Source organism: Neisseria sp. P0022.S009, assembly GCF_051956675.1.
GTDB lineage: Bacteria > Pseudomonadota > Gammaproteobacteria > Burkholderiales > Neisseriaceae > Neisseria.
The window spans coordinates 124,726-147,108 of the sequence record NZ_JBQCXE010000004.1; the positions used below are offsets into that span (position 1 = coordinate 124,726).

At 49.1% G+C, this 22,383-nt stretch carries 23 protein-coding genes and 4 tRNA genes; 5 read left to right on the plus strand and 22 right to left on the minus strand.

Features of this window, described 5'->3' with window-relative positions:
- The first annotated feature begins 67 nt into the window (after nt 1-67).
- Nucleotides 68-1,480, plus strand: coding sequence for a D-alanyl-D-alanine carboxypeptidase/D-alanyl-D-alanine endopeptidase (gene dacB, locus ACTHUG_RS07260; RefSeq protein WP_440386495.1), 1,413 nt, complete (start codon nt 68-70; stop codon nt 1,478-1,480).
- 288 nt (nt 1,481-1,768) lie between these two features.
- Here the strand turns inward: dacB and ACTHUG_RS07265 are convergent.
- From ACTHUG_RS07265 to ACTHUG_RS07345, 17 genes are all read right to left on the minus strand, one after another.
- Nucleotides 1,769-1,845, minus strand: a tRNA-Asp gene (locus ACTHUG_RS07265).
- Nucleotides 1,846-1,877: 32 nt separating this feature from the next.
- Nucleotides 1,878-1,953 (minus strand) — tRNA-Val (locus ACTHUG_RS07270).
- A gap of 39 nt (nt 1,954-1,992) precedes the next feature.
- A tRNA-Asp gene (locus tag ACTHUG_RS07275) sits at nt 1,993-2,069 on the minus strand.
- A gap of 33 nt (nt 2,070-2,102) precedes the next feature.
- A tRNA-Val gene (locus tag ACTHUG_RS07280) sits at nt 2,103-2,178 on the minus strand.
- Nucleotides 2,179-2,247: 69 nt separating this feature from the next.
- A complete protein-coding gene (locus ACTHUG_RS07285; protein WP_440386496.1) occupies nt 2,248-4,230 on the minus strand; it encodes a monovalent cation:proton antiporter-2 (CPA2) family protein in 1,983 nt (660 codons plus the stop codon).
- A gap of 270 nt (nt 4,231-4,500) precedes the next feature.
- Nucleotides 4,501-5,247 carry a 3-oxoacyl-ACP reductase FabG gene (gene fabG / locus ACTHUG_RS07290; RefSeq protein ID WP_440386497.1) on the minus strand — a complete coding sequence of 249 codons (747 nt, stop codon included), beginning with the start codon at nt 5,245-5,247 and terminating at the stop codon, nt 4,501-4,503.
- Nucleotides 5,248-5,356: 109 nt separating this feature from the next.
- Nucleotides 5,357-6,430 carry a hypothetical protein gene (locus tag ACTHUG_RS07295; RefSeq protein WP_440386498.1) on the minus strand — a complete coding sequence of 358 codons (1,074 nt, stop codon included), beginning with the start codon at nt 6,428-6,430 and terminating at the stop codon, nt 5,357-5,359.
- 294 nt (nt 6,431-6,724) lie between these two features.
- Nucleotides 6,725-7,459 carry a glycosyltransferase family 8 protein gene (locus tag ACTHUG_RS07300; RefSeq protein ID WP_440386499.1) on the minus strand — a complete coding sequence of 245 codons (735 nt, stop codon included), beginning with the start codon at nt 7,457-7,459 and terminating at the stop codon, nt 6,725-6,727.
- Nucleotides 7,452-8,522, minus strand: coding sequence for a hypothetical protein (locus ACTHUG_RS07305; RefSeq protein WP_440386500.1), 1,071 nt, complete (start codon nt 8,520-8,522; stop codon nt 7,452-7,454). Before ACTHUG_RS07305 ends, ACTHUG_RS07300 begins: the two co-directional genes overlap by 8 nt.
- A 55-nt stretch (nt 8,523-8,577) precedes the next feature.
- Nucleotides 8,578-9,579, minus strand: coding sequence for a hypothetical protein (locus ACTHUG_RS07310; protein ID WP_440386501.1), 1,002 nt, complete (start codon nt 9,577-9,579; stop codon nt 8,578-8,580).
- 74 nt (nt 9,580-9,653) lie between these two features.
- Complete coding sequence (gene fabD, locus ACTHUG_RS07315) at nt 9,654-10,580, minus strand: ACP S-malonyltransferase (protein WP_440386502.1); 927 nt, start codon at nt 10,578-10,580, stop codon at nt 9,654-9,656.
- Nucleotides 10,581-10,589: 9 nt separating this feature from the next.
- The gene (locus ACTHUG_RS07320) at nt 10,590-10,937 is read right to left on the minus strand and encodes a DUF1294 domain-containing protein (protein ID WP_440386503.1); all 348 of its coding nucleotides are present in this window, start codon (nt 10,935-10,937) and stop codon (nt 10,590-10,592) included.
- A gap of 51 nt (nt 10,938-10,988) precedes the next feature.
- Nucleotides 10,989-11,951: a beta-ketoacyl-ACP synthase III gene (locus ACTHUG_RS07325; protein WP_440386504.1), complete on the minus strand. Its 963-nt coding sequence runs from the start codon at nt 11,949-11,951 to the stop codon at nt 10,989-10,991.
- Between the two features lie 153 nt (nt 11,952-12,104).
- Nucleotides 12,105-13,175 (minus strand): phosphate acyltransferase PlsX, encoded by a 1,071-nt coding sequence (plsX, locus tag ACTHUG_RS07330; protein WP_440386506.1) that lies wholly within the window; start codon nt 13,173-13,175, stop codon nt 12,105-12,107.
- 121 nt (nt 13,176-13,296) lie between these two features.
- A complete protein-coding gene (locus tag ACTHUG_RS07335) occupies nt 13,297-13,821 on the minus strand; it encodes a phosphoribosyltransferase (RefSeq protein WP_003748924.1) in 525 nt (174 codons plus the stop codon).
- A 92-nt stretch (nt 13,822-13,913) separates the two neighbouring features.
- The gene (rpmF, locus tag ACTHUG_RS07340) at nt 13,914-14,093 is read right to left on the minus strand and encodes a 50S ribosomal protein L32 (RefSeq protein ID WP_002240035.1); all 180 of its coding nucleotides are present in this window, start codon (nt 14,091-14,093) and stop codon (nt 13,914-13,916) included.
- A 33-nt stretch (nt 14,094-14,126) separates the two neighbouring features.
- Nucleotides 14,127-14,630 carry a YceD family protein gene (locus ACTHUG_RS07345; RefSeq protein WP_070836800.1) on the minus strand — a complete coding sequence of 168 codons (504 nt, stop codon included), beginning with the start codon at nt 14,628-14,630 and terminating at the stop codon, nt 14,127-14,129.
- A 55-nt stretch (nt 14,631-14,685) separates the two neighbouring features.
- On the opposite strand from ACTHUG_RS07345, the gene ACTHUG_RS07350 reads away from it, so the two are divergent.
- Both ACTHUG_RS07350 and ACTHUG_RS07355 read left to right on the plus strand, forming a co-directional pair.
- The gene (locus tag ACTHUG_RS07350) at nt 14,686-15,276 is read left to right on the plus strand and encodes a Maf family protein (protein WP_440386507.1); all 591 of its coding nucleotides are present in this window, start codon (nt 14,686-14,688) and stop codon (nt 15,274-15,276) included.
- A gap of 54 nt (nt 15,277-15,330) precedes the next feature.
- Nucleotides 15,331-16,041 (plus strand): SAM-dependent methyltransferase, encoded by a 711-nt coding sequence (locus tag ACTHUG_RS07355; RefSeq protein ID WP_049336370.1) that lies wholly within the window; start codon nt 15,331-15,333, stop codon nt 16,039-16,041.
- 95 nt (nt 16,042-16,136) lie between these two features.
- On the opposite strand, the gene yidC is transcribed toward ACTHUG_RS07355, so the two are convergent.
- From yidC to rpmH, 4 genes are all read right to left on the minus strand, one after another.
- On the minus strand, nt 16,137-17,783 hold the full coding sequence (gene yidC / locus ACTHUG_RS07360) for a membrane protein insertase YidC (RefSeq protein ID WP_440386508.1): 1,647 nt from the start codon (nt 17,781-17,783) through the stop codon (nt 16,137-16,139).
- A gap of 118 nt (nt 17,784-17,901) precedes the next feature.
- A complete protein-coding gene (gene yidD / locus ACTHUG_RS07365; protein ID WP_003682178.1) occupies nt 17,902-18,123 on the minus strand; it encodes a membrane protein insertion efficiency factor YidD in 222 nt (73 codons plus the stop codon).
- Entirely contained in the window at nt 18,120-18,461 is a 342-nt protein-coding gene (gene rnpA / locus ACTHUG_RS07370; RefSeq protein ID WP_440386509.1) for a ribonuclease P protein component, read from the minus strand. Before rnpA ends, yidD begins: the two co-directional genes overlap by 4 nt.
- A gap of 2 nt (nt 18,462-18,463) precedes the next feature.
- Nucleotides 18,464-18,598 (minus strand): 50S ribosomal protein L34, encoded by a 135-nt coding sequence (gene rpmH / locus ACTHUG_RS07375; protein ID WP_002214728.1) that lies wholly within the window; start codon nt 18,596-18,598, stop codon nt 18,464-18,466.
- Nucleotides 18,599-18,917: 319 nt separating this feature from the next.
- On the opposite strand from rpmH, the gene dnaA reads away from it, so the two are divergent.
- The gene (gene dnaA, locus ACTHUG_RS07380; RefSeq protein ID WP_440386510.1) at nt 18,918-20,486 is read left to right on the plus strand and encodes a chromosomal replication initiator protein DnaA; all 1,569 of its coding nucleotides are present in this window, start codon (nt 18,918-18,920) and stop codon (nt 20,484-20,486) included.
- Nucleotides 20,487-20,592: 106 nt separating this feature from the next.
- On the plus strand, nt 20,593-21,696 hold the full coding sequence (gene dnaN, locus ACTHUG_RS07385) for a DNA polymerase III subunit beta (RefSeq protein WP_003748908.1): 1,104 nt from the start codon (nt 20,593-20,595) through the stop codon (nt 21,694-21,696).
- Between the two features lie 137 nt (nt 21,697-21,833).
- Here the strand turns inward: dnaN and ACTHUG_RS07390 are convergent, their stop codons facing one another.
- The gene (locus tag ACTHUG_RS07390; protein ID WP_440386511.1) at nt 21,834-22,196 is read right to left on the minus strand and encodes an ACP-like domain-containing protein; all 363 of its coding nucleotides are present in this window, start codon (nt 22,194-22,196) and stop codon (nt 21,834-21,836) included.
- Between the last annotated feature and the right edge of the window lie 187 nt (nt 22,197-22,383).

The following is a 22,383-nucleotide window of genomic DNA, read 5'->3' on the forward strand; positions in this document are numbered from 1 at the left end:
ACAGGCCGTCTGAAACGTTCAGACGGCCTCAGTACCTCGTACAAATGTATCAATTTTTTGTAACACAATGAAGTTAAAAAATATTTTATCAATCGGCCTGATGGTGGCGGCGTGTCCGTCATGGGCTTTGGATTTCGGCCGTATTCCTGAAAATGAGATTTCCGTTTATGTGCAGGAACTGGACAGCGGCAAAGTGATTGTGGAACACCGTGCCGATGAGTTGCGCAATCCTGCTTCAACCATGAAGCTGGTAACGGCGTTTACCGCGTTTCGTATGTTGGGCGGCGATTATCGTTGGAAAACCGAGTTTAAAACCAACGGCACAATCAAAGGCGATACGCTGAAAGGCAATGTGTATTGGGTGGGGAGCGGCGATCCTGTGTTTGACCAGCATGCTCTGGTGCAGATGCAGCAACAGATGCGCGATAAGGGCATACGCCATATTGACGGACATCTGATACTCGACCGCAGCCTCTGGGGCGATGTGAAGAATCCGGATGATTTTGCTTCCGATTCTGCCGAAAGCTTTATGACGCCGCCCGATCCCAATATGTTGGCGTATAAAACCGTTGAACTTAGTGCTGAAAAAGAAGAAGACGGACGCTTGGTCATCCGTACCAATCCGCCGCTGCCGAATCTGAATATTCAAAACAAATTGACGCTTGAAGATAAGGAAGGGAAGTGCAGTGTTTTAAAAAACCACATGAAGACTTCCTATAAAAACAATACGCTGACCGTATCGGGCAAGCTGCCGGAAAGCTGCTTGGGCAAAGAGCTGTATCTGAATATGTACAGCATGAAAGAATTTGTCGGCAAAAGTTTTGTCAACCAATGGCGTCAACAAGGCGGTACGGTTTCAGACGGCCTGACGACAGGTATCGCGCCTCATGATGCGCATGTTTTGGCAAGTCATCTCTCCAAACCGCTTACCGATATCCTCACCGATATGAACAAGCATTCCAATAATCTGATTGCCCGTTCAGTTTTCCTTAAATTTGCCGGAAATATGTCTGATTACAAGCTGGCGCAGACTAAGGCCGCTTCTATCGTAAAAAGCGAGCTGGCGGTTGCCGGTATCAATACGGAAGGGCTGGTGTTGGAAAACGGCTCAGGCCTGTCCCGCGTAGAAAGGCTCAATGCGCGAATGATGGCGCAAATGTTGGAAAAAGCCTACTTTAGCCCGTTTAAAAACGAGTTTATCAGTACGCTGCCGATTGCCGGTAAAGACGGTACGCTTAAAACACGCTTGAAACAGCCCGGTGAAAACCTGCGCCTCAAAACCGGTACGCTCAAAGATGTCCGCGCACTGGCTGGATATTGGTTGGGCGAAAAGCCGTTAGTGGTTGTCGTCATTATCAACAGCCCGAAGTCAACCGATTATCTACGCGACTTGGATAAGCTGGTGTCTAAAATCGTTCAGCCGGGCGGAGATCATTGGATTGATGCTAAAGCTTCCTGCATGATTAGGTATCAGGTTTGATAAGCTAAAAAAGGCCGTCTGAAAATGTATTGACGTTTTCAGACGGCCTTTGTGTAAGAAGGGGTAGGTATTTATGTCTATTTTGAAGGATGATTCAGGGATTGGATGAATAAGCGTTTGGTGTGAATCAGCTTGAGATGGATGGTTTTATCTTTGGTATTGAAGACGTATGTTTTAAGTTTTATTTCCGGCTTCTCTTGTTTAAGTAATCGGACTTTTTACGAAAAAGCATAAGGTACAGACGAAAAAAATACCGGTAAAAACCGGTATTTTTTATTTTTAACTTGATGGCGCGGCGGACGGGGCTCGAACCCGCGACCCCCGGCGTGACAGGCCGGTACTCTAACCAACTGAGCTACCACCGCGCATCCACTGTCAAAGACAATGAAAAGGAAAGTGGTGGGTGATGACGGAGTCGAACCGCCGACATTCTGCTTGTAAGGCAGACGCTCTACCAACTGAGCTAATCACCCGAAAAAGGGAGATACTGAAAAATCAGTATTTTGAAATAATGGCGCGGCGGACGGGGCTCGAACCCGCGACCCCCGGCGTGACAGGCCGGTACTCTAACCAACTGAGCTACCACCGCGCATCCACTGTCAAAGACAATGAAAAGGAAACTTGGTGGGTGATGACGGAGTCGAACCGCCGACATTCTGCTTGTAAGGCAGACGCTCTACCAACTGAGCTAATCACCCGTGCGCAAAATTGCGAAGACGCTATTAAACCAAAAAATCCTGATGCGCGCAAGATTTATTTGCCGATTATTAGATGTCTCCCTGCAAGCACCAGTTTTCAAAGGAAATAATTTCTTCCTGCTTGCCTGCGACAACCAAAATATCGCCGTTTTCCAAAACAAAATCAGGATCAAGGTCTTGGATTTTTCCGGTCTTGCGGCGGATAAACAATAGCTTCAGATGATGGGCGGACAAGGGCAGTTCGCGGATGGTTTTGCCGATGGCGTGTGCCTCGCCGTGCAACGGGAAGGCGTGACGGGAGATGGCTTTGCTGTCTTCGTCTGAGAAGCTGTCATCATCGCTGCCGATAAACAAGTCTTGCAACGATGCATAGCGGCTGTGACGGATATGGGTTATGGTTTGATAAACATGGTTGTAGGAGAGGCCGTGGCCCAACATGGCATAGCTTGCCAGTACCAGGCTGGTTTCTTTGGTGTCGGAAACGGTTTCTTCCGCGCCCATTTCGGTGAAGGTTTTGACGTAATCGTCATTGGTGGCGCGAACATAAACCGGCATGCTCGGATGCATGGACATGATGTTGCCGAGAACATGTTGGGTCTCGTGCATATTGTTCAGCGTAATAACCACCATTTTAGCGCGTCCCAAGCCGGCGGCTTCCAAGACTTCACGGCGTTTGGCATCGCCAAAGGAAACCGGTTCGCCTGCGTTGCGTGCCACTTGTACGCGTGCGATGTCCAAGTCGAGGGCGAAGTAGGGAATGCCTTCTTGAGCCAATACGCGGGCAACCGATTGGCCGCCGCGTCCGAAACCGATAATCAGGACGTGTTCGGATTTGCTCATGGTTTCCACCAGCATGGAGTGCAAGTCCAAGGCTTTCATGTCCCAGTCGGATTTGACGAAGCGGCTGACGATGGCATCGCTGCTGCCCAAGATAAATGGTGCGGCAATCATGGAGAGCAAGACGGCTGCGGTGGCCGCTTGTTCCAATTCGGGCGAAACCATATTGATTTTGCTGGAAATGGCCAGCATCACGAAACCGAACTCACCGCCTTGCGCCAAATAAAGCGCACTCTTGAGGCTGTCGCCCACAGGGTTTTTCATGCGCAAAGCGATGATGAAGACGACCAGTGCTTTCAAGACTAACAGGATGACCAACAAAATCAGGATTTGCTGCCAATTGCCGATCAGCGCCTGAATATCCAGCTTCATGCCGACAGTGATGAAGAAGAAGCCGAGCAGGATGTCGCGGAATGGGCGGATGTCGTCTTCCACCTGAATACGGTATTCGGTTTCGGAAAGCAGCATACCGGCGACGAATGCGCCCAATGCCATAGACAGGCCTTCAAGCTCTGTCAGATAGGCTACGCCCAAAGTAACCAGCAAAACGTTGATCATGAAGAGTTCGGACGATTTGCGTTTGGCAACCAGTCTGAACCAGCGCGACATCACACGGCTGCCGATAACGAACAAAATACCCAAGGTCAGCAACATTTTCAAACCGGCCAAGCCCAGTTCTACCCACAAGTTGCCTTCGCTGCCGCCTGCAAGCGCCGGAATCAGAATCATCAGCGGTACAACGGCAATATCCTGCATCAGCAAAACGCCCATGGCCATTTGACCATGCGGCTGACCAAGCTCGGTTTTCTCCGACAAAATGCGGCTGACGATGGCGGTGGACGACATGGTCAGTGCGCCGGCGGTGGCAAACGCCCAGTTAAACGGCGTGCCCATCGCCATCAAAATGCCCATAATCGAGAGCATGGTAACGATGACTTGCAAACCGCCCAAACCGAATACGAGGCGGCGCATGGCCTTGAGCTTAGGCAGGGAGAATTCGAGGCCGATGCTGAACATCAAGAACACAATGCCGATTTCGCCCAAATAGTCGGTAGCGTGGCTTTGCGGAATCAATCTGAACATACCCGGACCGGCAATAAAACCGACCAAAAGATAACCGAGCATGGAAGGAATGTTGAATTTGCGGCAGCAGATAACCGTAATAACGGCAACCAACAGAACAATGACAATGGGAGCAAGGGAAAATTCGTGCATAGAGTGGGCGGCCTTTCATTAAAAGTAAATATTGTTATATAGAGGCCGTCTGAAACACGTCGAAAACTGACAGTAAACCCAAATAAAAACGCACAGAATGAACTTCATTTCTGCGATTTGATTTCCCGTATCATGCTTATTTGGATTTACTGTTTCGAGCGTTATCTAACGGATTATTAAGATTATATCAAGATAGAATGTAAAATAGTGTTTTGATTGACAAAAAGGGCCGTCTGAAATATTCAGACGGCCTTTAAATAAACAAACGGTTTAAGGCATCAACATGCCGCCGTTGACATGAAGTGTCTGACCGGTAATGTATTTTGCCTGATCAGAAGCCAAGAACAAGACTGCATCGGCAATATCTTGCGCTTCACCGAATTTGCCCAAAGAAGTTTGCGCTTCAAAGGTTTTGCGGGTTTCTTCCGGCAGGGCGCGGGTCATATCGGTGTCGATAAAGCCCGGGGCGACGCAGTTGACGGTAATGCCGCGGCTGCCGACTTCGCGAGCCATAGATTTGGAGAAACCGATCAAGCCCGCTTTTGCCGCGGCATAGTTGGTCTGACCGGCATTACCCATCACGCCGACAACGGATGTAATGTTGATGATGCGGCCGGTACGCTGTTTCATCATGCCGCGCAATACGGCTTTAGAGGCGCGGAAGACGGATTTGAGGTTGACCTGCATGATGTCGTCCCATTCTTCCTCTTTCATGCGCATCAGGAGGTTGTCGCGGGTAATGCCGGCGTTGTTGACCAAAATATCCAGTTTGCCGAATTCTTTCTCGATGTCGGCAATCAGGTTTTCGATGGTTTCAGGTTCGGCAGAATTCAATGCACGGCCTTCGCCGCCCCATTGCGCCAAGCGCTTGCTAATTGCAACCGCACCGCTTTCGCTGGTGGCCGTGCCGATAACTTTTGCACCGGCCGCAGCCAAAGTATCGGCAATCGCCGCACCAATACCGCGCGATGCGCCGGTTACCAAAGCGATTTTACCGCTTAAATCTTGTGTACTCATGTTTTATTCCTTAATTGCGATTGGAAAAATGGTTTCAGACGGCCTTATACCACGAATAGGTTTTTTAATCTAATTTTTGTCGGTAGGTCGTTTGAAAGGGTTGTGTATGCTATGAATCTGCTTCGGGTAAGCCGATTACTATGTATGGCGGAATATCTAGAACATAGTTGACCCAGTTTCTGAAACTGTATTTTTGATAAATTTTGGCCGGAAGCTCGTGATAAGGTCTTTCCAAAAACTCGTCCAGTCCGTCAAAGGTTTTTTCATCCCAAATATAGATATTGTCAGGATGGTAAAAATCATATTCAGCAACATGGATGTTGGTAGTAATCAGTTTTTTACGGTAACCAACTGCTTCGATAGTGCGGAAGGATAATCCTGTGTGTATAGGGGTTTTGAAATCTAGCAATACCTTGCTTTGTTGCTCTCGGTGTATGTTTTCGGCAAAGCTGATAGGTTGCAGGGTGGCTTTGATGTTTTCGGGATAGGTCTCGTGATGTAGTGCCAGGCTTCCTTGGTCAATATGGTAGATGGTAAAGTCCAAATTCCAGTTTTTCTCTGATGCATAGCGTGCAAAAGTGGCAATTGCCTGATCTCTTTTTAGAACGGGTAGATGTGCACCGATAAAGTAGAAGTCAGATGAAATTTCTGAGCTTTCTGCTAAGTTTTCAAAATAAAAATTGCTTGCAGGGTGGAGGTGACCCATATATTTCTTAATATCTTTGGGGTCAAAGACATAAAAGCGGTCAAATAATTCTATGTTTTCTTTAGCTTGGGGAAATCTGTCTATGCCGTCAGGTTGGTAGGCAACTATGGATTTTTGGGTTTTTTGTTTGATTTTGAGCAGCAGATCTTTTGGGTACACCTGACCACCCAGAATGAGGGCATAGTCAAAAGATTCGTAATTGTCTATGAGTTCGGATGTTTTCTTATGGATTGCTTCAAAGTGCAACCTAGCCGTTTCTTCAATTAATTTCTTTTTAGCATCCTTTTTACGGAAGATATTTTTTCGGACAAATGTATCCAGCCTCATGCGGAGAGATTTATATTTGAACGGAGGGGCAATGTGGTCGTAGCTTATATCTACGACCTCAAAACCGTATTTCTTAAGATGGTCAATTACCAAACTTTCCATTTTATTAACGCGAAGCATGCCGAGTAGGATAATGGGTTTCTTACTCATAAATAAGTTACTCCAAGGGATGATTTTTGTTTCATAAGATTAAATTTCCGTAGTAAGTATTCTTTGTAGTACGCCAATGCCTGTTTTTTGTTTCCTTGCTGCCATAAGCGATTGGCAGCTTGTTTGTATTTTTGGTAGGAATTAGAGAAGTGTAATGTAGTTTTTAGATTTTGATGGAAATAACCATCATACCAAGGAGACTTTCTATAAAAAGAATCATAAACAGGATGGAAACCAAGATGATGCCAAGGCTTGGTTCCGCCGATAAAATGAACAAGCCGGATATTGTTAGGGTTATCGTTTAGTTCTTCCGCCCGGTGGTGCCAATGTATCCAATTGTAGGCACCCTACTTTACCTTTGCAGCTTAGATTGAGCAGATCTTGATCCGGACATGCCAAGATAAATTTGCTGAGTTCGACTTGCCGTATTTTCTCGCTTAGGATAGTGTAAGCGGATGATTCGTTCCAAAATTTGTTGTTAAACAGCAGTACGCCTGAATTGAAGTAGGGGTCTGTACTTCTAAAACCGAATACATTCAATTTGTTGATGTAGGCACGGTAAAGTGTTGTTTCTGGAACGGCTGCGAGAAGTTTGCGGTCAAGGTTGACGGTAAACAGTTCTGATATATCGCCTAAGCAGAGAACGTCTGTGTCCAAGTAGAGTGCAGTATCGCTTATATCGCCAAGTATGGCGGGTATGCACATCCGGTAGTACATGGCGATGGTGAAATAGCTGGTTGTCTGCAGGGTAGAAAAATAATCTGTATTCAGGTGATAAACCGTTACGGCGTAATTTGGATTGATATTTTCTAGTTGGTTGAAAATATCGAAGTCATAATTTTCCGAACCGCTGACCAAGAGATGAAAATGAATAGGAAAGCGGTTGTTTGCCAAAACAGAGAGCATGGATGTGCCGATATGGCGGATGTAGTTTTGATCGGCCGCATAGACAATATGTTGCACGGTTGCTGCTGGCTGGTGTGTCCTGATAGGAATTACAGAAGTCAGCAGCTTTTCCTTGTCAAACATTTAAATTCTCCACAACTTCTCTATCGATTTCAGGTAATCCGATAGGGATATTCGGTTCAATATCAAATGCGCAGCTGATCCAGTTGCTGAAGCTGTATTTGTGCTTCAAGCCTGGGGCAAGCGGTACATACGGCAAGGTCAGGAAGGCTTTGAGTTCTTCAAGGTTGCTTCCGTCCCAGTAGAACATATTGTTCGGGTGATAAAAATCGTAATGTACGATGGTCGGATTGGTCGTAATCAGTTTTTTGTCCAAACCAATCGCTTCGAAAATCCGCAAAGAGAGACCGTAGTGCTTGCGGTTGAGGAAATCCACCAATACGGAGGATTTGGCCGCTTCTTCTAAGTTTTGACGATAGGAGAGGGCGTTTTCAAAGGAGAAAAACTCGACTTCTGGAATGCCCAAAGCCGCTTTTTCTTCTTCGATTTTCTTGCTGGCCAAGCGGAAATCTATTTCTAAACCGATTGAACGTGCAGCTTCGCAAAATGCGCGGATGTCGTTGTTGCGGTCGGCGGCGTACGAGCCGATAAACAAGATTTTGTTTTGCGGGTTTTCAGACGGCCTGAAGCTGTCAAAGTAGAAGCTGGTGGTTGGAAAGAGTTTTTCGGCGTATTCGGGGTGTTTGCCTTGGTCAAACGGATCGAAAAAGTAAAATTTGTCGAAAAATTCGATGTTGTCGAAGTCTTCTTTTAAGAAGGTCAGGGCTTCCCAGTTGTAGTACACCATTAGTTTGGAATGCGCTCTGAGCTTGGCGATAAAGTCTTTCGGATAGGCGCCCAGCCAAATCATGAAGCAATAATCCGCTTGTTCGGGATGTTCGCTTAACAGGGTATTGAGGCGTTCTTCTACGGCGCGGAACATGGTCCGTTTTTTGAAGTCTTTTTGTCCAAGAATATTTCGATACCAGATTTTTTTCAGCCGTTGAAATACATTTTTGTATTTGAACTCTTTTTCTTCATAGGTCAGGGACAGTACTTCAAATCCGCATTTCTCCAAGTTCTCAATAATGAGTTCGTGGATTTTGAAGAGTTCCGGCATGGCGAGAATGACTTTTTTCTTACTCATAATGTATTCAATATAATATTTTGTCAGGCAGGGTTATCTGCCGTAGACAATAAGGTTAATCAATGCCGAGCAGGCGGTTTAGCCATTGTGTAAACGAATAATAGGCTTTGATTTCAGGGGCGGGTTGCTGATACGGGCGCGCCAAAAATTTAGGCAATGCGTCTAAATTACCGCCGTCCCATACGAACACACGGTCTGGGTGGTATAGGTCGGTCTCTAAAATATGTTTATTGGTGGTAATCAGTTTTTTATCGAAACGCAACGCATCAAAGATACGGAATGATAAGCCGTAATGTTCGAATTGTGCAAAATCGACGACCGCACCGCAACTTTGTACTTGGCTGAGGTTTTCTTCAAAGCTGAGGATGCTGCTGCGGTCGAGATAGCGGATGCCGTTGTGTCCGAAGGCTTTTTCGGCCCTGTCATCTTTGCAGTAGATATGGAAATCCAAGGGTAAATTGAGGCGTTCAGTTTCTTGGATAAAGCGTTTGGTTTGCTCTTCGCGTCTAAGTTCGTAGCCGCCTAAAAAGTAGAGTTTGTTGGTGGGTGCATATTCCGCCACGGGAAAGTCAAAGTAAAAATTAGTGGTGGCTTTGAAACGGCATTGTGGATATTTTTGAATATCGTCGGGATCGAAAATCCAACATTGGTCAAAATAATCCAAATATTCAATAATATCTGGAAAACGACCTACGCCATCCCATTGATAATTCACGCAAACATTGCTGTGTTCTCGGATGGTGGCGATGATTTCTTTGGGGTAAATATTGGCGCGGATACAGAGCGCATAATCGGCTTTTTTACCGTTTAGCAAGGCCAATTTTTGCTGAATGTCGTCGAGGTGGCGGCTGTATTTGAGGTATTTTTTATAGTTGCCGTCTTTGGTGATGTGTTTGTGATAGAGGTTTTTGAGTCTGCTGCCCAAGTTCGGGTAATAGGAATCCCGGTCGTCATAGCACAGGTTGATGACCTCAAAACCAAGAAAACGCAGATTTTTTTCGATACATTGATCCAGTCCGTACATGTAGGGAACGGCAAGAATAATGGTTTTTTTCATAATGTATTCGGATTGGAGTGGAGCTGATTTTTCAGACGGCCTTGCCTGACAGGATAAGGCCGTCTGAAAACGTTTTAGTGGGCTTCAATAAATGCGGCCACTTGATCGGCATTGGTCAATGCGCTGCATACGGCTTCTTTGTTAATGCGTTTGGCGAGGCCTGCGAGGACTTTGCCGGGGCCGCACTCGGCGGATTCGGTGATGCCTTCGGAAACCAATGCGTTGACGGTTTCTGTCCAGCGCACCGGGCTGTACAGTTGGCGTACTAGGGCATCTTTGATTTTATCGGCATCATCATAAGAGGCAACATCGGCGTTATGAATGACGCGGATTTGCGGTTGTTTGATGGTGATGTCTTTCAATGCTTCGGCAAGTTTTTCCGCTGCGGGCTTCATGAGGCTGCAATGTGAGGGAACGGAAACGGGCAGCGGCAGGGCGCGTTTGGCCCCGGCTTCTTTGGCGGCGGCCATGGCGCGTTCGACTGCGGCGGTGTTGCCGGCGATCACGACTTGGCCCGGGGAGTTGAAGTTGACGGCTTCAACGACTTCGCCTTGTGCGGCTTCGGCACAAATGGCTTTGACTTGTTCGTCTTCCAAACCCAAAATAGCGGCCATTGCACCTACGCCTTGCGGTACGGCAGATTGCATGAGTTCGGCGCGCAGGCGGACCAGTTTGACTGCGTCTGCAAAATCCAATGCGCCGGCGGCGACGAGGGCGGTGTATTCGCCGAGGCTGTGGCCTGCAACGACGGAAGGGGTTTTGCCGCCTGCTTCTAAGTAGGCGCGGTAGGTGGCAATGCCGGCGGCCAGCATGATGGGCTGGGTGTTGACGGTTTGTCCGATTAATTCGGCATCTTCGCCGTTAATCATTGCCCACAGGTCTTGACCCAATACGGCGGAAACTTCGTCAAATGTGGCTTTAACGATGGCTTGCTCGGCAAAGCCGTTCATCATGCCTAGGCTTTGTGAGCCTTGTCCGGGAAAGAAGAATGCGAAAGACATGGTAATTCCTTATTGGTTTGAATGTTTGAGGGTGTCTGCCAGCAGAAGGAGGGTGGCGGCAGTATTGGTTGCGGCACCCAGTCGGAAGGTGCGGATAAATCCGGATTTGCTGGTTTTATGCCGGAATGCAAGGCTGCCGCAATAACCGCCCGGCCAACCGCCAAGCAGGTTGAGCAGATGCAATTTTGCTTCGGGTATGCGCCTGCCGTGGTTGCGTGCGCGCTGTTTGTCTTGGTAGTAAAGCAGGAAAACGTATGCGCTCAGTGCGAGATAGGCGATTGCCAGTTTGGGCAATATTACAGCCGTTATGCTTAAAAACAGGCCGCTGATGCAGAATGCAAACGTTAGGGATTTCATGGGTTTGAGCAGAATATGCCGTCTGAAAGAGGTGTTCAGACGGCCCAACCATTAGTATTTCACCAAAACCGCACCCCAAGCAAAACCGCCGCCGATGCCTTCGAGCAAGAGGTTTTGTCCGCGTTTGATTTGGCCGTTTTTAATGCCGACATCCAGTGCCAACGGAATGGAGGCTGCGGAAGTGTTGCCGTGGTCTTGGACGGTCAAGATCACTTTGTCCATGCTCAAGCCCAAGTGTTTGGCGGTAGAGTCGATAATGCGCTTGTTGGCTTGGTGCGGCACAATCCAATCGATTTGATCGGCGGTGTATCCGGCTTCTTCGATAACGTCATCTGCAATTTTTGCCAGCATTTTGACGGCAAATTTGAATACGCCGGGACCGTCCATGCTGATGTAGGGCGACCCGCAAACCTGGCCGTTGGCGATTTGTCCGGGGACGTTTAAAAGGTTGAGGTAGTTGCCGTCGGCTTTGAGTTTGCTGTGGATGATGCCCGGTTCGTCAGATGCGCTTAAGACAACCGAGCCTGCGCCGTCGCCAAAGAGGACGCAGGTGGTGCGGTCGTTCCAATCGACGATGCGGCTGAAGGTTTCCGCGCCGATAACCAAAGCGTTTTTCGCCATGCCGCTTTTGATGTAGGCATTGGCAGTGGTCATGGCATACATAAAACCGGCGCACACGGCTTGTACGTCAAAGGCGGGGCAGCCGTTGGTTATGCCTAATTTTTGCTGAACGATGGTCGCAGTGGAGGGGAACTGCATATCGGGAGTGGCTGTGGCGACGATAATCAGGTCGATGTCGTCAGCCTGTAAATGGGCATCTGCCAAGGCGCGGCGTGCTGATTCGGCGGCCAAGTCGCTGGTTTTTTCGCCCTCGTCTGCAATATGGCGGAATTTGATGCCTGTACGCGTGGTAATCCATTCGTCGGAAGTATCCACTTTTTTGGCAAGGTCGTCATTGCTGACGCGGTTGGCAGGAAGATAGCTACCTGTGCCGGAAATTTTGGCATATTGCATGAGAACGGCCTTTTTAGAGAGTTAATTCAGATAGTCGGATATTGTAAGCGAAAATGGGGAAATTCCCAATATGAAGCATGAAGTTGGTGTTTCAAAGATAAAAACAGGCCGTCTGAACATTTTGAAGTTTCAGACGGCCTGTGTATATCAGCCTTAAGCTTCCGTGGCCGGAGAGGCGGTTTCTTCCTGCTCTGTTTCTGCTTTGGCGGCTTCTAAAGCGGCCAACTGGGTGGCTACGCCTTGTTCGATTTGGGCGAGGCCAGCGGATTTGGCTTCGTGGTAGGCTTCTTCCAAAGCATAACGGAAGCCGACTTCGTCGGTTCCGCCGTGGCTCTTAATCACGATACCGCGTAAACCAAGCAGGATGGCGCCGTTAAATTTGCGCGGATCGAGTTTGCCTTTCAAGCCTTTGAGTGCGGGCAGGGCGGCAATGGCGGCAAGTTTGTTGAACAGGGTGCTTTGGAATTCACGGCGGATGGCGCCGCTCATGAATTTAACCGCGCCTTCGATGGTTTTGAGCATAACGTTGCCGACAAACCCATCCGCGACAACGACATCGGCTTCGCCATACAAAACGCTGTTGCTTTCGATATTGCCGATGAAGTTGAGTTTGCTGCTGCTCAACAGTTTAAAGGTTTGTTTGACGGCATCCGTGCCCTTGATGTCTTCTGTACCGACGTTCAAGAGGGCGACGCGCGGGCTGCCTTTTTCCGGGTGCAGGGCGTGTACCAGCTCGCTGCCGATGATGGCAAATTGAACCAGTTGCTCGGGTGTGCAATCGACATTTGCACCCAAATCCAAAGCTAAGGTAACGTGTTCGCTGTCGGAAGGCAGGAATTTGGCGATGGCAGGTCGCTCAATGCCGGGAATGGTCTTGAGGACGAATCGGGCGGTCGCCATCAATGCGCCGGTATTGCCTGCCGATACGGCGGCTTGCGCGTTGCCTTCTTTAACTTGGTTGATGGCGATGCGCATGGATGATTCTTTTTTGTTTTTCAGCGCGGATTGCGGCGCTTCATCCATTTCAACAACTTGTGCTGCATGGCAGACGGTAATGCGGTCCATGGGCGCGCCTGCCGAGCTTAATGCTTGGCGGACTGCTGCTTCATCGCCGACCATAATCAGATGTACGTCGGATTGTTGTTTGAGGAAATCCACTGCACCGGGGACGGTAATCGCAAGGCCTGCATCTCCGCCCATGGCATCTACGGCCAGTGTAATCATGTTGTTCTCCGGTTTGTGTGTTTCAGACGGCCTCGGACCATCGGACGAGCACATTCATCTGATTTTCAGGAGATGGATTGAAAATCAGATGGGAAGGCTTGTTGCGAGGGTCATGCCGGATTTATCGGTTTTGCGCGGCCAATTTATTGTGTTCGTCGATGTCCAGTGCATCCCAAGGATAATTGATCCACCAGTCTTCCACGGTAATGCCGCTGAAATAAGGGATGCCTTCGGGAATCTTGCCGACTTTGGCTTTGATTTTTTCATGCAATACTGCCACGCCGATGGTGCCGAAATCTTCTTTCAACAATTCGTTCAGGCAGAATTCCATGGTAACGCGGCTGTCGTCCACTTCGTCAACAACCAGTACGTTTTTGCCTTTCAGTACATCGGGAACGGGATCGAGCCATTGGACCTTTTTCACTTCCTCGGTCACTTGACCTTCGTGATCGTTGTCGTAGTAGGCTGTGGTCACGGCGTAAATCGGGATTTCCAAGAAGCAGCGCAACATGCGGGCAGGGATAAAACCGCCGCCGCCAATGGCAATCATGGCATCGTATTTGGTGCCGGAGTTTTGGATTTTTTCCGCCAATCCTTTGATTACGCGGTGGATGTCGTCGTAGGTGTACCAGATTTTACGTTTCATGGTGTGCTTCCGAAGAGGAAAATACAGGGTGCAATGCAAAAAAGCCAGTCATTGCATGGCAATATTCTGGCTTTTTCAGTCAGACGAACGGATTATTCGCCTTTAGCTTTTACCACTTTACGGCCACGGTACATACCGTTTGGAGAAATGTGGTGTGGACGATGCACTTCGCCGGTTGCGCTGTCGACAGACAGAGAAGGCGCAGTCAGAGCGTCGTGTGAACGGTGCATACCGCGTTTAGAAGGGGATTTTTTGTTTTGTTGAACGGCCATTTCAAGCTCCTAAATAAATAAACTGTGTCCTAATTAACTGCTTTTCAAACCTGCTAAAACAGCGAAGGGGTTTGGTTTGTCCCGATTGACTTCTTCCAGTGTTCCATTGTTGCCGCAGTCTTCGTGTCGAGGGGAGAAAGGGAGCGACATCAGGATTTGGTCTTCAACCAGAGTCCGCACGTCAAGCTCTTTTTCGAGCAGCATGCCTTCCAATTCTTCATCGGCAAGCATGGCTTCGTCCAAACTCTCTTCATCGGCAAACAGGACGATACGGCTGGTTTCATCGAGCAGAAACGGCATGGGCGTAATGCAACGCTGGCAAATCAGGGGCATGTCGGCTTTGACGTTTAAATCGAGAAACAGACGTTGTAGCCGGTCGCGGCCGCCTTGCAGCGTAAACGACACGCGCGTCTGTTTGTCGGCCGGATAATCGTGCGAACTGACTCGTTCATCCAATTCTTCGAGCAGGAAGCTGCCTTGCAGATTCTGCCCTTCGGCGGCGAAAACTTCTGGGTCAATCAAATTAGGGTATGACATAAACGGAGTATGATATAATTTCGGCGGTCTAACGTCAATGTTTTTAAGTAAAAATATGGAAGTAAAACTGCCTTTGGTTTTAGGATCGAGTTCGGTTTTCCGCTGCGGACAGCTTCGTCGGTTGGGTATTGATTTTCAGACGGCATCGCCTGATTTTGACGAAACGCCTATTGCGGGCGAGCATGCGGGCGAAACGGCGCTGCGTTTGGCTAAAGGTAAAGCCCGTTCATTGGCGGCAGCTTTCCCTGCCGCGCTGATTATCGGCGCAGACCAAGTCGCATTGTGCGAAGGACGTCAATTGGGCAAGCCGATGAACGTCGCAAATGCACAACAGATGCTGGCGGACTTGAGCGGAAAACGGATTGAATTTTACAGTGCAATCGTGCTTTTGAATACTGCCACGGGTAAGGTTCAGCATCATGTCGATCATACGGTGGTTACCATGCGCCAGTTGTCGCAGGAACAAATCAGCCGATATTTGGAACGCGAGCCGGATGCGGTTTATTGTGCCGGCGCGGCGAAGAGCGAGGGTTTGGGCGCCGCTTTGTTGGAGCGTATTGAAAGTACGGACCCAAATGCTTTGATCGGTCTTCCGATTTTCCGTCTGATTGATTTTTTGAAAAACGAAGGTGTGGAAGTTTTATAGTTTGAGGCCGTCTGAATGCGTTCAGACGGCCTGAGATTTTTTGGAGCTGCAAGAATGAAACCGATTTTGTATTTGATTCCTACCCCTTTGGGTGCGCCTGATACGCCATGCCTGTTGCCGCATGAGCAACAGGCGATTGTCGGGCTGACGGATTTTGTCGTGGAAGCGGAGAAAACAGCGCGCGCGCATTTGAAACATTTGGGCGTAACTACGCCTATCCGCGAGCTGAATCTGCAAACGCTGAATGAACACACGGATTTGAAGACTTTGCCGGAATTGCTGAAACCTTTGCAAGAAGGGCGCAGTATGGGCATTGTCAGCGAGGCGGGTTGCCCGGCTGTTGCCGACCCGGGCGCGAATTTGGTGGCGTTGGCGCATAAACACGGTTTTGAAGTACGGCCTTTGGTCGGGCCGTCCAGTTTGTTGCTGGCGCTGATGGCTTCAGGTGCGAATGGGCAGAACTTTGCGTTTAAGGGTTATCTGCCGTCTGAAAAAAATGAGCGTATTCAGTGTTTGAAGGCTTTGGAGCAACGGTCGCGCCAGCAGAATGAAACGCAGCTGTTTATCGAAACGCCGTATCGCAACGATGCGTTGTTGGCTGATGCGGTGGAAAACCTGCATCCTGAAACGCGATTATGCGTGGCCACGGACTTAACCTTGCCGACACAGGAAATCATCAGCCAGACGATTGCGCAGTGGCGAAAAAGAAAAGAAATGCCGAATTTGAAAAAACGCCCGACGATTTTTGTGTTGCATGCCGCTTAAAACTGGATTGGACTTAATCTCAAACTGCATTTGTTTGAGGAAATAGAAAAAGGCCGTCTGAACAACAGACGGCCTTTGCGTTGCCTAAGCTTTTATCAAGAAACGACTTCGCCTTGGGCGCGTTGTTTTTCGATGCTGCGGTTGATGTGCCATTGTTGGGCGATAGTCAAGAGGTTGTTGACTACCCAGTACAGAACCAAACCGGCAGGGAAGAAGAAGAACATGATGGAGAAAATCAAAGGCATGACTTTCATCATTTTCGCCTGCATAGGGTCGGTTGACGGCGGATTCAGATAAGTTTGTGCAAACATGGTCGCCGCCATAATCAAAGGCAGGATGTAGAAAGGATCCGGACGGCTCAAGTCGGTAATCCAACCCAACCAAGGCGCTTGGCGCAATTCTACGGAGGCGAACAATGCCCAGTACAGGCCGATGAAGACGGGGATTTGCAACAGCATAGGCAGACAGCCGCCCAGCGGATTGATTTTCTCGTCTTTATAAAGCTGCATCATGGCTTGTTGTTGTGCCATGCGGTCATCGCCGTATTTCTCTTTGATGGCTTGCAATTTAGGCGCGGCGGCACGCATTTTTGCCATAGAGCGGTAAGAGGCGTTGGTCAACGGGTACAGCACGGCTTTGACGATGATGGTCAAAACGATGATTGCCCAGCCCCAGTTGCCGATGATGTTGTGCAGTTGGTTCAGGAGCCAGAAGAGCGGGGAGGCGAACCAGTGTACTTTGCCGTAGTCTTTGGCCAGTTGCAGTTTGTCGGCGATGTTGGCGATAACGGAAGTGGTTTGCGGACCGGCATACAGGTTGATGGCGGTTTCGGCTTTCGCGCCGGCTTGAATGGCGGCTAAAGGCACGCTGACGCTTGCGCTGTACAGGTTGTCGTTGCGGCGTTTGATGTCGATACGGCAGTCGCCTGCGGCACAAACGCTTTGGCCGTCTTTAGGCTGCAAAATCCAAGTGGACATGAAATGGTGTTCAATCATACCGAGCCAGCCGGTCGGCGTTTTGCGGATGTATTCGGCTTCGGATTTGCCGGATTTGGCATCGTCGTCCAAATCAGAGAAGCTGACTTTTTGGAAGCCGCCTTCAGGGGAGTAAACCACCGGGCCGACGTAAGAGCGGGTAAAGTAGCCTTGGCCTTCGGGTTCGCTGTGGTCGCGGACGATGCGGTAGTCTGCGCTCAGGTTGACGGGTTGGCCTTTGCTGTTGGTAATGTCGAAACGGACGTTAACCAAGTAGCTGCCTTTGGTGAAAGTATAAACTTTGTCGATTTTCAGGCCGTTGGTTTCAGGCGCGCTCAGGCGGACTTCGACTTTGTCGCCTTCCAAACTGTATTGTTTTTGCGGAGCGCTAAAGCTGATGCCTTTCAGAACGTTGTTGCCTTGTGTGTCCAAAAGCTCGGATTGGGCAACGTAGGTGTATTCCTTGCCGTCGTTAAACAGGACGAAAGGTTTGTGTTCGTCGCCGGTTGCTTTGTATTGCAAGAGGGTCAGCTGACGCAGGTCGCCGCTTTTCTCATCGATGACGGCTTTAACCGTGTCTGTGGTAACGGTAATAGGGGTGGCTGGAGCAAGCGCGGCTTCGGCAGCGGCTTTTGCCGGAGCGGCGGCCGTTTGCTGTTGCGTGGCTTGTTGCGCCGGATTAGGTTTGGGGCTGGGGAAGAAATGTTCCCAGCCGGCAAAGATTGCCAGCGAGATGGCAAAAAATGCCACAAGTCTTTTAAAATCCATAAGAGATTCCTGGAATTGACGGATAGGTAATCGAGATGAAAACTGCTTCAGACGGCATTATATAGAAACCGACGGGAAATTAAAGGAAATCGTGTTCTTTAAATGGTTGACAGCAGCATTATGGAACAGGGTCGTGTCCGTGTCCGCCGAAAGGGTGGCATCGTGCGATGCGTTTGATGGCCAGCCATCCGCCTTTGAATGCGCCGTATTTTTTGACGGCTTCGACTGCGTATTGTGAACAGGTCGGGGTGTATCGGCAGCGCGGCGGAATGAGGGGGCTGATGCAGTATTGGTAAAAGCGGATGAGTGCAAGGAGGAGCTTGGAAAGCAGGGTGTTCATCGGCGTTTTTTCATCAGCTGGGCAAGTTGGTTGCGGGCTTCCGGGGCGGTTTCCCGATTAAACGCCTGACGCACGCGCACAACAAAATCATGCGGCGGCAGCTGGTGTTGATTCAGCCTGAACCAGTCGCGGATGACGCGCTTTATATAATTGCGGTCATGGGCACGTTTGGCGGTCTTTTTGCTGACGACCAAACCAAGGCGCGGATGGCCGAGCGCGTTGTCTGCGGACTGGGAGACTTGCAGCAAATCGCGGCTGCGTCGGTTTTTCAACGCAAAAACGGATGAAAAATCATCCGTTTTTAATAAGCGATACTGCTTCGAGAAGCCGTAATTCAAAATTATACAGCCAGGCGTTTGCGGCCTTTGGCGCGACGGGCAGCCAATACTGCGCGACCACCTCGGGTTTTGGAGCGAACCAAGAAGCCGTGGGTGCGTTTGCGTTTGGTAACGGAAGGTTGATAAGTGCGTTTCATGATGTTTCCTAAAAATTGGTAGATAATTAAACCCTGAATTACACTCCAATTTGTTGCTTTTGTCAATCAATATAAAAACTTTTCGTCGGCTAAAGTGTGACAACGGGTTTGATGCATTGATAGAATTTGTGGATAAAATTTTGCGGCGGTTGTGGATAAAAAAGAGCGGAATGGGTATAATCGCCCAACCTTGCTTTTCTCTGTGCGCAAGGTCGTCTGAAAGCAGCGGGCGTGTCATAAAAATCTGATTTTTATTGGATTGCCTGTCTGCTCCGCCTTCTTGTATTTCCCAAATCTTCCATTTTCCGAGCTTAATCTCATGACGTTAGCTGAATTTTGGCCGCTGTGCCTTTGCCGCCTTCACGAAATGTTGCCTGCCGGGCAGTTTGCGCAATGGATTGCGCCTTTGACCGTGGGCGAAGAAAACGGCGTATGGGTGGTGTATGGTAAAAACCAATTTGCCTGCAATATGCTCAAAAGCCAGTTTGCCGCCAAGATTGACGCCGTGCGTGCTGAATTGGTGCCTCATCAGATGGCTTTCGCGTTTAAGCCGGGCGTAGGTACGCATTATGAAATGGCGGCTCAGGCTGTTGCGCCGGTGCAAGTGCAAGAAGTTGTTGAAGTCGAAGAATGTGTAGAGCTTGTCCAAATGCCTTTGCAAACCGTTGCGGCAGTAGAAGAAGACAGGCCGTCTGAAACGGTGTCCAAGCCTGCCGCAGCCAAGACGGCTGCCGAGATTTTGGCGCAACGCATGAAAAACCTGCCGCATGAGCCTCAAGTGCAAACTGCCGCTCCGGCTGAGTCTAAAGCGGTTGCCAAAGCCAAAACCGACGCGCAACACGATGCGGAAGAAGCACGCTACGAGCAAACCAATCTGTCGCGCGACTATACATTTGAAACCTTGGTGGAAGGTAAGGGCAACCGCCTTGCCGCAGCCGCCGCCCAAGCGATTGCGGAGAATCCGGGGCAGGGCTACAACCCGTTTTTTCTGTACGGCAGCACAGGTTTGGGTAAAACCCACTTGGTGCAAGCCATCGGCAACGAATTGCTGAAAAACCGTCCTGATGCCAAAGTGCGCTATATGCACTCGGACGACTATATCCGCAGTTTTATGAAGGCTGTGCGCAACAACACTTATGATGTGTTTAAGCAACAATACAAACAATATGACCTGCTGATTATCGATGATATTCAGTTCATCAAAGGTAAAGACCGTACGATGGAAGAGTTCTTCTATCTGTACAATCATTTCCACAACGAGAAAAAACAGCTCATCCTGACGTGCGACGTATTGCCTGCCAAAATCGAAGGCATGGACGACCGTCTCAAATCGCGTTTCTCATGGGGTTTGACTTTGGAACTCGAGCCGCCCGAATTGGAAATGCGCGTGGCGATTTTGCAGAAAAAGGCAGAAGCCGCCGGTATCAGTATCGAAGACGAAGCCGCTTTGTTTATCGCCAACCTAATCCGTTCCAATGTGCGCGAGCTGGAAGGTGCATTCAACCGAGTCAGCGCCAGCAGCCGTTTTATGAACCGCCCCGTTATCGACATGGATTTGGCGCGTACGGCTTTACAGGATATTATTGCAGAGAAACACAAAGTCATTACCGCCGACACCATTATCGATGCGACGGCCAAATATTATCGGATTAAAATCAGCGATATATTGGGCAAAAAACGTACGCGCAACATCGCCCGACCGCGCCAAGTCGCCATGAGCCTGACCAAAGAGCTGACCACGCTCAGTCTGCCTTCTATCGGTGATGCCTTTGGCGGCCGCGACCATACGACTGTGATGCACGGCGTGAAAGCAGTGGCGAAACTGCGCGAAGAAGACCCTGAATTGGCGCAAGACTACGAAAAACTGCTGATTTTGATTCAGAACTAACTCAATGCAACATTCAGACGGCCTGATATCAATATGAGGCCGTCTGAATACAAAAAATATTTTAAAATACCCAAATCAACCGATTTCAAATTCAAAGGAATGGAACATGCTGATTTTACAAGCCGACCGCGACAGTCTGCTCAAGCCGTTGCAAGCCGTTACCGGTATCGTTGAGCGTCGCCATACTCTGCCGATTCTGTCCAATGTGTTGCTGGAAAGCAAAGACGGACAAACCAAACTTTTGGCAACCGACTTGGAAATCCAAATCAATACCGCCGGCCCTGAAAGTCAGGCAGGCGATTTCCGCATTACGACCAATGCTAAAAAATTCCAAGACATCCTGCGCGCCCTGCCCGACAGTGCGCTGGTGTCTTTAGATTGGGCGGACAACCGTTTGACTCTGCGCGCGGGCAAATCCCGTTTTGCCCTGCAAACCCTGCCTGCTGAAGACTTTCCTTTGATGAGTGTAGGCAACGATGTCAGCGCGACTTTCTCGCTGACTCAAGAAACCTTCAAAACCATGCTTTCGCAAGTGCAATACAGCATGGCGGTTCAAGACATCCGCTATTATCTCAACGGCTTGCTGATGCAGGTCGAAGGCAATCAACTGCGCCTTGTGGCAACCGACGGCCACCGCCTTGCTTATGCGGCCAGCCAAATTGAAGCGGAACTGCCGAAAACAGAAGTCATCCTGCCGCGCAAAACGGTATTGGAACTCTTCAAACTGCTGAATAATCCGTCCGAATCCATCACCGTTGAGCTTTTGGACAATCAAGTACGCTTCCAATGCAACGGCACGACCATTGTCAGCAAAGTCATCGACGGCAAGTTCCCTGACTTTAACCGCGTGATTCCTTTGGATAATGACAAGATTTTCCTCGTATCCCGTACTCAGCTTTTGGGTGCGCTCGAACGTGCCGCCATTCTTGCCAATGAAAAATTCCGCGGTGCGCGACTGTTCTTACAGCCAGGTTTGCTGAGTGTCGTATGTAGCAACAACGAGCAGGAAGAAGCGCGCGAAGAGTTGGAAATCGCTTATCAAGGCGGAGAACTCGAAGTCGGTTTCAATATTGGCTACCTGATGGACGTGTTGCGTAATATCCACTCCGACGATATGCAGCTTGCCTTCGGCGATGCCAACCGCTCAACGCTGTTTACTATGCCGAACAATCCGAACTTCAAATACATCGTAATGCCGATGCGTATTTAATTTGGAAAACAAACAAAAAGAGCGTGTACGGTACACGCTCTTTTTTATAGGCTCGAATCAAAAGGCCGTCTGAAAATTGTTTTTCAGACGGCCTTTTGATTAAACCGGGATGATTCGGTTAAATAGGAAAACTGGGATTAACGTGGACGTGGTTCGCAGTTTTTCACCAGGAATGAGCCGTTAGGGGCGTTCACGCCAACCACTTCAGAAGTAGTATGGGTGTTTTTGTCGATGAAACCGGCAGACATTGCATAGCCTTTACGGTTGGTGAAAGTAGTGCCAGTGCTGTCAGAACGTTTTTTGTCGACAACCAAAGAGGCTTTTTTGCCACCGGCGTTTACGTCGGCAGTAACTGCGCGGCCGCTGCGGTCGAAACCGTACATCACGTTCAGTGATTTGCCGCCGTCACAACGGTAAGAAACGAAGCCGGCAGGCGCAGCGGCAGCAGAGAAGGAAACAGTAGCCAATGCGGCTGCAGTGATAACAGAAAGTAATTTCATGATCTAAGCTCCATATGAGGGTTGTGTGTTATCTTGCAAAGTGAGAAAGGGTTTCCGTTTGCAGATGAAGCGTATTTTAGGCGTTTTGTCGGTAGTGGCAATTGGGTAAATTGCAAAACAGTGTTTACTTATGATTACCCGATTGTTTATTAATAGAAAGTTGTTTGTAATTTGGTGTTGCAAAGTG